General features: G+C 49.3%; 13 protein-coding genes. 7 read left to right on the top strand and 6 right to left on the bottom strand.

What is annotated here, in order from left to right:
• Nucleotides 1–29: 29 nt before the first annotated feature.
• Genes CR205_RS03355 through CR205_RS03365 form a run of 3 tightly spaced genes read left to right on the top strand, consistent with a single transcriptional unit; the run spans nt 30 to nt 1,729 of the window.
• Entirely contained in the window at nt 30–494 is a 465-nt protein-coding gene (locus CR205_RS03355) for a DinB family protein (protein WP_110516926.1), read from the top strand.
• Nucleotides 491–973 (top strand): tetratricopeptide repeat protein, encoded by a 483-nt coding sequence (locus CR205_RS03360; protein ID WP_110516928.1) that lies wholly within the window; start codon nt 491–493, stop codon nt 971–973. Before CR205_RS03355 ends, CR205_RS03360 begins: the two co-directional genes overlap by 4 nt.
• A 24-nt stretch (nt 974–997) precedes the next feature.
• Complete coding sequence (locus tag CR205_RS03365) at nt 998–1,729, top strand: alpha/beta fold hydrolase (RefSeq protein ID WP_110516930.1); 732 nt, start codon at nt 998–1,000, stop codon at nt 1,727–1,729.
• A 26-nt stretch (nt 1,730–1,755) separates the two neighbouring features.
• On the opposite strand, the gene CR205_RS03370 is transcribed toward CR205_RS03365, so the two are convergent.
• From CR205_RS03370 to CR205_RS03390, 4 genes are all read right to left on the bottom strand, one after another.
• Nucleotides 1,756–3,288, bottom strand: coding sequence for a UDP-N-acetylmuramoyl-L-alanyl-D-glutamate--2,6-diaminopimelate ligase (locus tag CR205_RS03370; RefSeq protein WP_161524654.1), 1,533 nt, complete (start codon nt 3,286–3,288; stop codon nt 1,756–1,758).
• 420 nt (nt 3,289–3,708) lie between these two features.
• Nucleotides 3,709–4,668 (bottom strand): calcium/sodium antiporter, encoded by a 960-nt coding sequence (locus tag CR205_RS03380; RefSeq protein ID WP_110519660.1) that lies wholly within the window; start codon nt 4,666–4,668, stop codon nt 3,709–3,711.
• A gap of 125 nt (nt 4,669–4,793) precedes the next feature.
• Nucleotides 4,794–4,982 (bottom strand): hypothetical protein, encoded by a 189-nt coding sequence (locus tag CR205_RS03385; protein WP_142669853.1) that lies wholly within the window; start codon nt 4,980–4,982, stop codon nt 4,794–4,796.
• Between the two features lie 320 nt (nt 4,983–5,302).
• Entirely contained in the window at nt 5,303–6,370 is a 1,068-nt protein-coding gene (locus CR205_RS03390) for a fatty acid desaturase (RefSeq protein ID WP_110516938.1), read from the bottom strand.
• 216 nt (nt 6,371–6,586) lie between these two features.
• On the opposite strand from CR205_RS03390, the gene CR205_RS20170 reads away from it, so the two are divergent.
• Entirely contained in the window at nt 6,587–6,913 is a 327-nt protein-coding gene (locus CR205_RS20170) for a DUF3221 domain-containing protein (RefSeq protein ID WP_161524655.1), read from the top strand.
• 38 nt (nt 6,914–6,951) lie between these two features.
• Here the strand turns inward: CR205_RS20170 and CR205_RS20175 are convergent, their stop codons facing one another.
• On the bottom strand, nt 6,952–7,308 hold the full coding sequence (locus CR205_RS20175; protein ID WP_161524656.1) for a hypothetical protein: 357 nt from the start codon (nt 7,306–7,308) through the stop codon (nt 6,952–6,954).
• A gap of 78 nt (nt 7,309–7,386) precedes the next feature.
• Between CR205_RS20175 and CR205_RS20180 the strand changes: the two genes are divergently transcribed.
• Nucleotides 7,387–8,145 (top strand): DUF2071 domain-containing protein, encoded by a 759-nt coding sequence (locus CR205_RS20180; RefSeq protein WP_236634693.1) that lies wholly within the window; start codon nt 7,387–7,389, stop codon nt 8,143–8,145.
• Nucleotides 8,146–8,216: 71 nt separating this feature from the next.
• On the opposite strand, the gene shc is transcribed toward CR205_RS20180, so the two are convergent.
• Complete coding sequence (gene shc / locus CR205_RS03400) at nt 8,217–10,076, bottom strand: squalene--hopene cyclase (protein ID WP_110516942.1); 1,860 nt, start codon at nt 10,074–10,076, stop codon at nt 8,217–8,219.
• Nucleotides 10,077–10,396: 320 nt separating this feature from the next.
• On the opposite strand from shc, the gene CR205_RS03405 reads away from it, so the two are divergent.
• A complete protein-coding gene (locus tag CR205_RS03405; RefSeq protein ID WP_110516944.1) occupies nt 10,397–11,728 on the top strand; it encodes a phenylacetate--CoA ligase family protein in 1,332 nt (443 codons plus the stop codon).
• Nucleotides 11,729–11,762: 34 nt separating this feature from the next.
• Entirely contained in the window at nt 11,763–13,145 is a 1,383-nt protein-coding gene (locus tag CR205_RS03410; protein ID WP_201745344.1) for a hypothetical protein, read from the top strand.
• The last annotated feature ends 12 nt before the right edge of the window (nt 13,146–13,157 follow it).

Raw genomic sequence — 13,157 nt, forward strand, 5'->3', positions numbered from 1 at the left:
TGCTTACAAACAATAGAGGAGGTTTTACAATGGAGAAGCAGAACCTGTTTGGCCAGTTGAAATTCTGGAGGAATTTTGTAATGGAAACACTTCAGGATACCTCAGAAGAAAGTGCTTATGTTATTCCTGATCATTTTACGAACAATCTGATTTGGAACGCCGGCCATTTGCTTGTTACCTACGATGAGTACCTATTTACAATTGATGGGGAAAAGCAAATGGACGAGCAGTACTATAAATGGTTTGCTACCGGTACCAGTCCCGCAGGCTGGGGAGAAAATCAGCCTGTAAAAGAAGACATCATGCAAAAGCTTGAGGGGCAGACGTCAATGATTGAAGATCGGTTTGCCGGCAGGCTGTCAGAGGAGCTGCCTCGGCCGATGCCGCTCGAAAAGACGATCGAAGAGCTGCTCGTATTTCTGATCAGCCATGAAACCTACCATCTCGGCGTGATGAAAAGCATCCAGAAACACGTAAAGAGTGAGGTACATTGAATAAAACTGAAGCCCTGTCCTTGATGGACGCAGGTGAGTGTGAAAAAGCGGCTGAGATTTTCAGGAAATTAACAGAAACGGAGCCGGTAGACGCCGAGTTACAATATTACTGTGCTTCATGTCTCGATGCCTGTGGAGTGGAAAGAGAGGCCGCCGGCTATTATGAACAGGCCATTTCCCTGGGGCTTACAGGTAAAAACCTTGAATATGCCTACGTACAGCTTGGAAGCACATATCGGACGCTTGGCGAATATGAAAAAGCCCGGGAGGTTCTTGAAAAAGGGCGTGCCATTTTTCCTGATAACCGGGCTGTTCAGGTGTTTTATGCCATGACACTTTACAACATGAAGGAGCACCATGAAGCCATGAAGCTGCTGCTTAACTGTCTGACAGAAAAAACTTCCGATAAAGATGTGCTTCTATACAAAAAATCGCTGCAGTTTTATGCCGGGCGGCTGGATGAAACATGGGACGAATAAAAAGTAATGGGGAAAGTGGTTAGGATGGGGATAGAAGAAAAACACATTACTGTTGGGGCGATGGAGTATTTTATCCGTTTAAGCGGGACTGGCAGCGGCAAGCCTCTGATCGTGATGGAAGCAGGTTACGGGGATCATTCCGGAAAATGGGCCGATTTGCCGCAGAAACTTGAAGAAACAGCCAGGGTATTTACATATGACCGAGCAGGCCTTGGAAAAAGCGGTCCGCCTCCAGCAGGTCCAAGAACGACCAGAGAGATGGTCAGTGAACTCAACCAACTGTTAAAGAAGGCAAACCTTCCACCTCCATACATCCTGGTCGGGCATTCCTATGGAGGTGTAAACGCCCAGGTGTTTGCCGCAGCGTACCCGAAAAAGGTGAAAGGTGTGGTCCTGCTTGATTCCACCCCTTCAGACTACAGAGAACGATTTCTGCCTCTTATGACTGAACCCTTTCAGTATGCCTACATAAAGCAGTTCACCCTCGAAGGAAACCATGAGGAGTTTATGGAAAGTCTGAATCAGCTTAAACGCACTGGATTTCCCCGGAACATTCTGTTGACAGTCGTGTCAGCAGGAAAAAAAGATCATTATTCTCCCAGAGCCCAATCCCTATGGAACATCATGCAGAAAGAAACGGCCGCTCAGTCGGACTGCAGTACATTTATAATTGCAGAAAACAGCGGGCATTACATTCAATCTGATGAGCCGGATCTTGCGGCAGAAGTGGTGCGACAGCTGGCAGCTCAACTCTGACGGCAGCACCAGCCGGTTACTGTTAGTCAGGACTGATAAACTGCACCGTCGCTCTCTGTCAACTCCAGTTCTCTTTCTCGAGAATTTCTTGAAGAATTTAAAAACGCCTTCACATGATCATAATCATAATAAGGAACTTTCCTTCCTTTGACGATCTGGAAATTTTCCATACAGATCCCGGTTATAAGTAACAGATCCCCCTCTTCGGTCAGCCCCATGGCCTTTTTAATGGCTTCACCGCGGTTGGGGACCGGGTGTATTTGTGGTCCAATAGTCTCGAATCCGTCCAGGACATCGTTTACAATATCGATTGGCAATTCTTCGCCAGGGTGATCCGCAGTGACGACTATCTCATCTGCTCTCCCTTCTGCAGCTTTAGCGATGGGCGCGCGAAGGGATTTTTCCCGGATACCGATTCCTGTAATCATAAGAATCAGCCGATTATACGATAAAGGTTCTACTGTTTTAAACAGTTGTTCCAATGCCAGGGGCGTGTGGGCAAAATCAAAGATCATCGTACGATTAGCAAATTCGGGTATCAGCTGCAGTCTGCCCGGGGGACCTTCGAGCTTTTGGAAAAGCGGAAGCAGGTCACCGATGGTCATCCCTTTGGCAAGACACACACAGACACTGGCCAGGAAATTATAAACGTTGTGAACACCAAGGATCGGAAGGAAGACGGAAAACAGGCGTCCCTTTACGATCAGATCAACGCAGCACCCACGTTTTGAAAAGGTTATATTTTTCGCGTGCACGTCGGCGTCATCGCTCAGCCCGTAAGTCCACAATGTGCCCTTGAAAACGGAAATAATATCCTTGCTCATCCCGGCATCATCTATGTTTACAACAGAGGTGCCGGCTTTTTCAAAAAGACTTAACTTCGCTTTTTTATAATTCTCGAATGTTTCGTGATAATCCAGGTGTTCAGGGTAAAGATTTGAGTGGACGGCAATGTCGAAGTGCAGACCGTATAACCGCTCCTGATCAATCCCTATTGAAGTAGCTTCCATTACCACTGAAGAAATATCTTTTTTCTTCATTAATGACAAATAAGCGTGCAGATCAGATGATTCCGGGGTTGTCGGTGTACTTTTGTCCAGAGGAAGCATCTTTTGGTGATCCCAGACACCTGCAGTACCAATGGAACCGGTTTTTATTCCGGCACCATTCAGAAGACTGCGAATATAAGCGGTAATGGTGGTCTTCCCGTGTGTTCCCGTTACACCAATTAACCGCATGGATTTATGTACGTGTTGATGCAGGTGTGAGGAATAGAGCGCCAGCGCTTTCTTTGAATCTTTAACATGTAGAAACTGCACATGCGGAGATCGCTCTGCGTGTTCCAGCAGCGAATCCTGCTGATCTCCGATAATTTGTACACAGCCCTGGGATATGGCCATTTCAATAAACTTATGACCATCTGTACTTTTCCCGCTTATGCAGACAAAGCAGCCGTTAGTGTTCACCTTTCTGGAATCATAGTTTATATGGGTAACCTTTTTGGGGGCAGAACCATGGGCAGATACCAGTTGACTTTTTAATATTGTATTAGCGTTCATCATGCAACTCCAATCATATAAATACTGTTATGTTCCACTTTATCACTTTAACCGGAAAAAGTCATGGACTAACTTATCGGATGAAAAGTCATTTATTATGCAATAGTTTACTTCATTCCGAGGTTTTTATGAAAAGGCTTTTTTAAAACTTGGGGTTGATTCTTAGAAAAAGCTTATTAGAGCGAACGCCCGATTCTCCTGCGGGAACAGCAGCGACGGAAGACCCCGCAGGGACGAGCGGTTCCTTCACAATTATGCTTCGAGTTGCTTCGACCGATACGAGCAGAGGAAGAAGCATGGTTCCCGAGGAGGCTGCAGTGGTGCCCGCGGAAAGGGAGGGCAGGGAGCGGAAAACAACAATAAACTTTAAAAGAGCCATGAAAAAAGCCGGCGGGAGAAGTCCTCCCGCCAGCCTTACTATTAGTTCCTCAGTATAATGTAAATCAGATACACCATGTATGCGACAGCCAGCAGCAAGCCTTCGTACCGGCCAACAGCGTAGTGGGTGCGTGAGAAGAAGAGCAGCAAAACGGTGAGGCCAATCATGAAAATCACGTCCACGAATATCCGCGGATCCACCTGAAGCGGCATGATCACAGCCGAAACGCCGAGAACAAAGAAAATGTTAAAAATATTGCTGCCTACAATGTTTCCGATCGCAATCTCGCTTTGTTTTTTAAGTGCCGCCGAAATTGACGTGGCGAATTCCGGAAGGGACGTACCGACTGCCACGATGGTAAGCCCGGTCAGGGTTTCACTCATGCCCAGTGATAGAGCGATCTCTGTACTGCTTCGGACGACCATTTCCCCACCGGCAATGATCGCAGCGAGCCCTGCTGACGTTATGAGAATCTGCTTTCCCCAGCGTGGCGAAGCAGAACTGGCGGCAGGCAGCCCGTAGGACTGGTCCCGGCTGTGTCTCGCTGCTTCAAGAATGTAATACATAAAAACGGAGAAAAACAGCAGGAGTGTCAATCCTTCACTTCGTGTAATGATGCTTGTATCGGCATTCTGAAGCAGCGTGTCACTTGTCAGAACGAGCAGTGCTGCGGCAGCCAGCAGTGCAAATGGAATTTCCTTACGAATCGTATCATTCTGAACCATGAGGGGAGCAATGACTGCTGTCATCCCAATGACGAGCGTAATATTTACGACATTACTTCCGACGACATTTCCGATTGCCACGTCGGCATTGCCTTTTACGGCAGCTATAATGCTGACAGTCGCTTCTGGAGAACTGGTTCCGAAGGCCACAATGGTAAGACCGATCAGAAGTGGCGAAATCCTCATGAGTTTTGCCATATTCGATGCTCCGTCCACAAACCAGCCGGCTCCCTTAATCAATAAAGCAAATCCCGCGATTAAAATCACGTAATTGATCATCGGCTCATCTCATTTTCGCTTTAGTTTGATGATAGTGTACAACGAACCGACCTCGAAATCCATCTTTTTCCTTCAGCATTGCACCAGTACCGCAGGCAGGTCCGATAAGGATTATTATTCGTTTACATGATTTCCCCATCATCAGTCACTTCAGCAAACAGTTCGAGCCAGGAGAGAAATTCCTTTTCACGAACACGGCTTAGTAAAACCGTTTGTGATGAAGTAAGCGTTCCTTCTTCGTAAAAAGGAGAAGCCGTATCTGACCCGATCGTGATCAGGTGGAATAGCTCATTGAATTCCTTATTCTGCAAAAAAAGCCCCAAAGCAGCAGCTTCAGGACGATCTGGTTATCCTTTTCTTCCTCTCCTCCAAAACTGGATTCAGGAAATGTCTGTTTTTTAGGTGATTAATATAGTCGTAGACTCTGACCACTTCTTCGTCCGTCAGGTGTGTAAGCATGAGCGTAATCTCTTCCCTCGTATAATGCATGTATACCTCCTTGTTCCTGAATCTGGTATCTATAGAACTGTTTCCCTATCCTATATGATCTAATCTTCTTTTTGATGAAAACTAAATTACCGCCCATATGAAAAACCGGCTCCCGTTGATCGGGAGCCGGTCTGTTCAGACGTCAGCTCGTCTGCTGTTTTTTTCCTTTTACCGTATCGGCAGCGTACTGAAGCAGTTCTGCCGTTTTTTGCGCTTTCATACGCTTCTTCATTTCCCTGAAGCCGATAAATTGACGGTTCTTTTCGTCCCAGAGATGAAATCGCAGAGATTTTAAGCTTGTTTTCAGCGTCACGGTAGGCACATGCTGCAGGTCCTCGTTCTTTTTGTGCGCCTGCTCGAGGTTGTAGTTCGGCACCCGGGGGTTCAGGTGATGCACATGGTGAAAGCCGATGTTACCGGTGACCCACTGAAGGATCTTCGGCAGTTTGTAAAAGGAACTGCCCTCAACTGCAGCCTTCACGTACTCCCATTCTTCCTTCCACTCAAAATACGAATCCTCGAACTGATGCTGTACGTAGAACAGCCAGATTCCAATCGAACCGGAGATCATAAAGATCGGAAGCTGAATCATAAGGAACGCCTGCCAGCCAACGAGCACAATCATAAGGGCGGTAATCGCCACAATCGCCACGTTGGTGAGGTATGTGTTCATTCGTTCCTTGCGGCGCGCGTCTTTCCGGTTAAAGCGCTGCTGGATGATGAAGGCAAAGATCGGACCGAGCACAAACATGACAAACGGATTTCGGTAAAGGCGATATTTAAAACGAACCCAGCGCGATGCCTCGATGTACTCATCAGCGGTCAGGATCCACAGGTCCCCGACACCGCGTTTATCGAGGTTCCCACTCGTAGCGTGGTGCACGTTGTGATCATGCTGCCACTGGGAGTATGGGAAAAGCGTTAATATTCCGGTAATCGTGCCGACAATTTCGTTGGCACGGCGGTTTTTAAAGAAGGAATGGTGACAGCAGTCATGGAAAATGATAAAGAGTCTGACTGTAAACCCGGCATTGATTACAGCAATGGCAAGGGTAAGCAGGTAGGAGACAGAGAGACTGTAGTAGGCGAGCACCCAAAGAGCGAAAAATGGGACAAGTGTGTTGATTAACTGACGGACACTGGCTGATACTTTTCCATTTGTGAACGGGAGTGTTGCTTTTCTTAGATTCTTTTCTTTTGATAAACTCATGTATTCATTCCCTTCTCCAGTCAGGTGGACTGGCAGGCGTGTGTTTAAGGATATAATCCTGACAAAAGTTTATGACCAGGTCATAAATCTTATTATACATTCTTTACCGTTGAAAAGGCTAGGGATATTTTGATCGTGTAACGTAAAAAAGCAGGATTGTAACCGGATGGACACATTTATCAGGTTCGATCAGACTGGAACAGAGGAGAGTTCAAATTGAAAAAATGGCTGATGTCAGGCGTGGTATTATGTTTAACGGCTTTCGTATTTTTATCGGTATACAGTGTGATTTTTCCGGTTTATGAGGGGATCGTTATTGATCGGAAACGGGACAGGATCCTTGTTTATACCGGCGAAGAATCCCCTCCCCGGCTCCCTCTTTCCACGATGGACCTTGAGCAGTTTTCAGAGGATCTCGTATGGTTCGGGATCAGAGGGGAGGAAGCGGAAACGGGAGATCGGGTCAGAATCCGGGCCGGAAGCGGAACAGAAGAATCGCTGCCGCATGTAAAGGAGATCCGTTCGATCAGCATCAGGAACTAAAAACACACGCGGCCGGAACCGCGTGTGTTTTGATGGGTCTACAGGAAGAACGGGAAAAAGAAACCGCCAAGCCCGTAATAAGGGAAAAAGAACGGACGCCAGCGGCGGAACCGTCTTGGATAACCGTAGCCGCCATAGCCGCCTCCAAATCCGCCGCCGTAAAAGCGCATCTGATCGTCCATGTCACCATCCGGAACGAGCATGTGTACGCCGTTTTCGTCCACCCCGTTAATAATGCCTTCCACCATCTGGCCGTCCTGAGTCTGCAGTTGCATCATGTGGTGCATGTACTGCTGGCAGAATTGCATCATCTGCTGCTGGTCCATGTGACCGTTCATGCCATTTCCATTCATGCCGTTGCCGTTCATATTGTTCATGTGATTATTATTGTTCATCACTCTCAGCCCCCTTCACTCCGTTATCGTATGGGCGCTGTGAGTCAAGTGTGCAGGTCCCATGGAGAAGAAAAACAGATGATGGTATACTGGCACTTGAATAGGTACAGGGGAGATGAAACGATGAACACGGTAAAAGGGGTAATTAAGAGAAGAGTATTGATAAATTATCAGCTCGGTGCCGAAGCGGCTGCGGACATTCTGCCTGCGCCATTTCGTCCGAAACTGGTTAAAGGCAAAGCGATCATCGGCATCTGTCAGATCCGCATGGAAGAGATGCGTCCGAAATCACTGTCAAAATTGCCTTGCGGTGCTTCAAGTAATAATGCCGCCCACCGTATGGCGGTGGTATGGGAAGAGGATGGAACAGAAAGGGAAGGCGTATACATATTCAGAAGGGACACGGACTCCCGAATGAACAGCCTTGCTGGAGGCCGGCTGTTTCCGGGTTTTACACATTACTCGCAATTTGATGTGACGGATGAAGATGGGCAGGTGGACTTTACGATGACAACCAAAGACAGCGTCACCATGCGTTTCAAGGGCCACGATGCTGAGAACATTCCGGAATCGAGTGTGTTTTCTTCTTTTCAGGAAATCTCCGACTTCTTTAAGGAGGGAGCGGACGGGTACTCTCCTGCACGTGAGGAAAAGTGCAGTCAGGGCATTTGTCTTGTAACGGATACATGGAACATGAGACCGTTCCATGTGGAGAGCTCAGCGACCACGTTCTTTGCTGATGCATTCGCCATCGAGGAGAGCAAGATGTTGTTTGATTCAGCAGTGGTGATGCGAGACGTGGAGCACGAGTGGCAGCGGATTGATTCTGTTGGTTAAATAAAAAAGAGTATACCTTTCCGTCAACATACGAAAAGAACGCCCGGTGCGCATGCTGCCGGGCGTTCTTTTTATGAGCTGTATCTGCTTTTATAGTTTGCCAGAGCAAGTAAAGGCCATATGTGGTTATAGCTGTGGTAATAAATATAAAAGTCACCCGGAAGAGCCGCCCCTGTCGGGTAGCGGTCTGACCGGCCGGCGTTGGTGATCAGGTAACGGATGCCGTGGTCAATGGCCTCTGTCGGCCTGCTATGAACAGCAATCAGGGCATCCACTGCCCAGGCGGTCTGGGACGGCGTACTTGAGCCGAGTGGGACGTACCTGCCTGCTGTGTCGCTTTTACAGGATTCACCCCAGCCCCCGTCCTCATTCTGGATGGAGTTAAACCACTCAACCCCGCGTTTAACCGTTTTGTTCTCTTTTTCATACCCGGCAGCTGAAAGTCCCGTAAGCGCAGCCCACGTGCCGTAAATATAGCAGATCCCCCACCGACCGTACCATGAACCGTTCTGTTCCTGATTTTTTTCAAGCCAGTTTACTGCCCGATCGACTGCAGGGTGGGGCAGAAGCAGATTTGCCTCACCTGAGAGAAATTCGAGTGCACGTCCCGTGAGGTCCGCTGTAGAAGGGTCGATGAGGACACGATCTGCAGCTGGAAAAGGAAGCAGGGTGAGCCGTCGTTTTACCGTGTCTTTTTCAAATGCAGCCCAGCCCCCGTCGGTATTCTGCATTTTCAGCACCCAGTCCGTTCCCCGGAACCAGGTGATGCGGTATTCGGGCATGGCTTCGATCAAGTCCTTCACGGCACGCAGTGAAGCAGTCGTATCGTCGATATCAGGAAGAAACGTGTTAATATCTGAAAAACCCCAGCCTCCGGGAAGCGTGCCGGAACAATTAAACGCCCAGTCACCATACTTGGTATGCTGGCGATTCAGCAGGTAGCGGCCGGCACCGGCGATCATCGGATCCTCCGAAGGAACACCAGAGCGCTGGAGGGCATGGGATAAAAGCGCTGTATCCCACACAGTGGAGGTGGCAAATTCAATATGGGAACGAGTACTTGTCAGGCAAACCTGATTGCGGATGGCTGTAAGAGCCCGCTGAATGACGGCATCATTTTTTGAATAGCCGAGCGCAAGGAGCGCATAAACCATAAGTACCGTGGAGGTAATGTAGCTGAAGTAAAGACCGTCAGGTTCAATTCGTTCAAGCATCAGACGTTCGGCTTTTTTATAAGCTTTCGCCTTGAGCCGTCCGGGGGTCTCCGCCAGTTTGTGGATCTCCGCGGCAACGGTGCTGAAAAGCCGCTCCGTTTCTTCCGCTGCGGACTCTTCATTTCTTTTTCCGAGCGCAGACAGGTCCGGTGTGGAAGGGAGCTGGCACACATACCCTTTGTTGGCTGCCGCAAGAACGGGAACGATGTGAACCCGGGCGTAGCTGACAATATCATAGAGATTGACCGGTGCGTTTTGGGGGATCAGCAGAGATTCAACGGGAAGACGGAACAGGCGGGGCCAGGAGATCTGGCCGTTCAGGGCAAGCATGGCACGGGTAAAGGGGCCGGCTTTATGCAGACCGCCATTCTTTTCAATAAACGAACGGGCTTTTTTCATATTCGGCGCCGTTTCGCTTACATAACCCGAATACAGCAGGGCAAAGTAGGCTTCCACCGTGGCAGACAAATGACCTTCTGCCTGGTCGGGGTACAGTTTCCAAGAGCCGGAAGTGTCCTGTATGGCAAGCAGTCTCTCGGTCAGCTGCTGGATCAGCCATTCGTCGCCTTTCGTGTCCAGACTTCTGAGCAGGATAATGGTGTAGGCATCTGTCGTCGGTCCAGTCTCAAAGCAGAATCGCCACGAGCCGTCGTTGGCCTGCAGAGAGCGGAGGGAATCTGTCATGCGCCTGATTGTATCGTTGAGCAGTTCGTGCACGCTTCCACCTCCTTTATGTCACTTTTACTGATTGTATGCCCGGGAGCGCGTCTGATTTCATAGCGAGGCAGTAGTGGCTGTATGAAATTGGATAAAAACACTTTTTTGTTAGAAAAAACCGCATTTCAGTCAGAAAAACATCTCACCTTTTTTGACTTATATAACGAAATCCCCACGCTCCTGAATAATTAGAACTAAATGTCAGGTAATTTAGAAAATTCTCTTATTACTTATTGACAGCGCTTACATATGTCCGTACTCTAGTTGTATGACGAAATTGTGCATTTCCGTGTGAAAACTATTATAGGGGGAACATGAAAATGGCAGCGTACGCAAGAGAGGAAACGATGGACCGGCAAGAGATGGAGAGCCTTCAGTTTGAGAGGCTGAAACAGACAATTGCACGTGTGGAACAAAACGTTCCGTTTTACCGGGAGAAGTTTAAAGAACGAGATGTAACGGCGGAAAGTGTCCGGTCGCTCGACGATATGAAGCGTCTGCCGTTTACCGTCAAATCCGACCTGCGCGACCATTATCCGTTCGGGCTCGTGGCTGTACCGATGGATGACGTCGTCCGCATTCACGGATCATCGGGCACAAGCGGAAAACCGACTGTGGTCGCCTATACCCAAAATGACATCGATAACTGGGCCGATATGGTGGCCCGTTCGATTTTTCTGGCCGGCGGAAGAAAAGGAGATCTGTTACATAACGCTTACGGCTATGGTCTTTTTACCGGCGGACTCGGGCTTCATAACGGCGGGGAGCGCCTCGGCTGCGCCACAGTTCCCGTCTCGGGTGGAAATACGGAGCGCCAGATTACACTCATTCAGGATTTCGGACCGCGGGTGATCTGTTCGACCCCGTCATATCTTGTGAATATTGGAGAGACGATGATCAGAAAGGGACTTGATCCGAGGCAGACAAGCCTCGCCTGCGGCATTCTCGGCGCTGAGCCATGGTCTGAGGAAATGCGTGCCACAATTGAAGAGATGTTCGATATTAAAGCGATGGATATATACGGACTCAGTGAAGTGATGGGACCGGGGATCGCCATGGAGTGCCGCGAAGCCCAGGACGGTCTGCATATCGCTGAGGATCATTTTATTGTTGAAGCCATTAACCCTGACACACTCGAGCCGGTGCCGGAAGGAGAAGATGGGGAACTTGTGTTTACCAGTCTTACAAAGGAAGCGTTCCCGGTCATCCGCTACCGGACAGGCGACATTGCTTCGATTACCCGGGAAACGTGCACATGCGGGAGAACGACGGCACGCATGAGCCGCGTAAAGGGGCGGATCGATGATATGTTCATTATCCGCGGGGTGAACGTTTTTCCTTCTGAAGTGGAGCGATCGATTCTGCAGATGGATGAACTCGTCTGCCACTATCAGATTCATCTGATGAAAAAGGGATCAATGGATCATGCTGAATTGCATGTGGAGGTATGCGACCCGTTTTTTGCACACCTTCCGGACCAGGATCTCAGCCATCCGGACGCGGAAGCGCTCGTGAAAAAAATTCAGTATGTCCTCAAAACCCAGGCGCTGGTTAGTATGGACGTGCAGCTTAAGCCGCCTCACTCGATTCCGAGATCAGAAGGAAAAGCAAAGCGGATTGTAGACCACAGAAAGACCGTCGCTGTTAAGTGACATACATAGGTGAACGAATTCAGGGGAGGTACTTATGAAAACCGAGAGAAAATACGGGGAGATTCATCCGGGCATTAAGTGGGGGCCATTTACGATGCGGCTGCCCGGATATCACTTGAAGCTCAATCCAAGCCAGCACATTCAGGGCGGGCTGATCCTGCTTGCCACCTGCGGATCGATTACGCCGCTCATGATGAATTACTTCCAGGTCTCTTTTGAAGTCGCCTGGACCGTGAGTCTGGTGATGCTGTTCTGGGTTTTGGCACAGACTATCCTGTTCGGCGATATTTACGCAGCAGGTGCGATCACACCGGCCCTGCCGCTAACGCTTGTTTATATGAACACACTCAATCCCGGCATCGAAGCGATTCAAGGCATGATGGCACTATTTATCGTCGTCTCGCTTTTGTTTCTGTTCTTTGGAGCCACAAAGCTCGGGGAGAAATTTAACGCCATGATCCCGGTCGCCTTAAAGGGCGGGATCATAATGGGCGCTGCGATCGCGGCCTTTCAGTCGGAAATCAACCGTCTGCCTGACATGCCTTTTTCCCTGATCACTTCCTGGATTATCGTCCTCGTGCTCATGTTTTCGATTCCTTTTTCGAAACTGCCGGACACGCGGTCCAAAATTATGGCCGGCTCGAACGCCCTGCTTCTATCCCTTCTGGCGGCGGGCATCGTCGGCTTTTTCACAGGGGAAATGACGTACACGATGGAATGGGGCTTCTTTATCCCGCCGGTCACAGAAACGGTGACCACGCTCTCGATCTGGGCTGTGGGACTGCCGCCTTTTGAGGTGTTCCTTGCGGTAATTCCGATCGCGCTCGTCATCTACGTGCTGGCATTCGGGGATCTCGTCGTCGCCCACACCCTGTTAAAGGGCGCGGACAAGGCGAGAAAAGATGAGAAAATCGATATCAACCCGACACGCAGTCACTTTGTGCTTGCAGCAAGAAACCTCGGGCAAATCATGACCGCCGGACCGCTGCTCTGGATTCACGGACCAATCTGGACAGGTGTGCAGGTGTTCCTGATTGAGCGGTACAAAAAAGGCCAGAGCGTGATGAAGTCCATCTTTGACGGACCGATGAACTTCTACATTATGGCGATTCCGCTCGGTCTGCTGCTGCCGGTTATCGCGATCATCATGCCGATCTTTCCGGTCGCCCTGTCCATTTCCCTTTTACTCACCGGTTTTGCCTGTGCATACGTGGCAATGAACCTGGTAAAGACGAATATTTCCCGGGGACTGGTACTGGCTATCGGGATGCTCACCGCCGTTCATGGACCCGTATGGGGCATCGGTGTTGGCGTCGTGCTCTACCTTCTCCTGATTGGCCGCCACGGGGAAAAAAGCGATGAGTCTCTCTCTATATCGGACGACGAAGAAGGCGACAAAAACAAAGCGGCCTCTTAAGCATATTGAAAA

This window comes from Alteribacter lacisalsi (genome assembly GCF_003226345.1).
Taxonomy (GTDB): domain Bacteria; phylum Bacillota; class Bacilli; order Bacillales; family Salisediminibacteriaceae; genus Alteribacter; species Alteribacter lacisalsi.

Coding starts and splice junctions, on each gene's coding strand:
- CR205_RS20175 (WP_161524656.1), bottom strand. CDS start 7,308: ATGAACAATAATAATCACATGAACAATATGAACGGCAACGGCATGAAT.
- CR205_RS20180 (WP_236634693.1), top strand. CDS start 7,387: ATGATGGTATACTGGCACTTGAATAGGTACAGGGGAGATGAAACGATG.
- CR205_RS03365 (WP_110516930.1), top strand. CDS start 998: ATGGGGATAGAAGAAAAACACATTACTGTTGGGGCGATGGAGTATTTT.
- CR205_RS03355 (WP_110516926.1), top strand. CDS start 30: ATGGAGAAGCAGAACCTGTTTGGCCAGTTGAAATTCTGGAGGAATTTT.
- CR205_RS03390 (WP_110516938.1), bottom strand. CDS start 6,370: ATGAGTTTATCAAAAGAAAAGAATCTAAGAAAAGCAACACTCCCGTTC.
- CR205_RS03370 (WP_161524654.1), bottom strand. CDS start 3,288: ATGAACGCTAATACAATATTAAAAAGTCAACTGGTATCTGCCCATGGT.
- CR205_RS03410 (WP_201745344.1), top strand. CDS start 11,763: ATGAAAACCGAGAGAAAATACGGGGAGATTCATCCGGGCATTAAGTGG.
- CR205_RS03405 (WP_110516944.1), top strand. CDS start 10,397: ATGGCAGCGTACGCAAGAGAGGAAACGATGGACCGGCAAGAGATGGAG.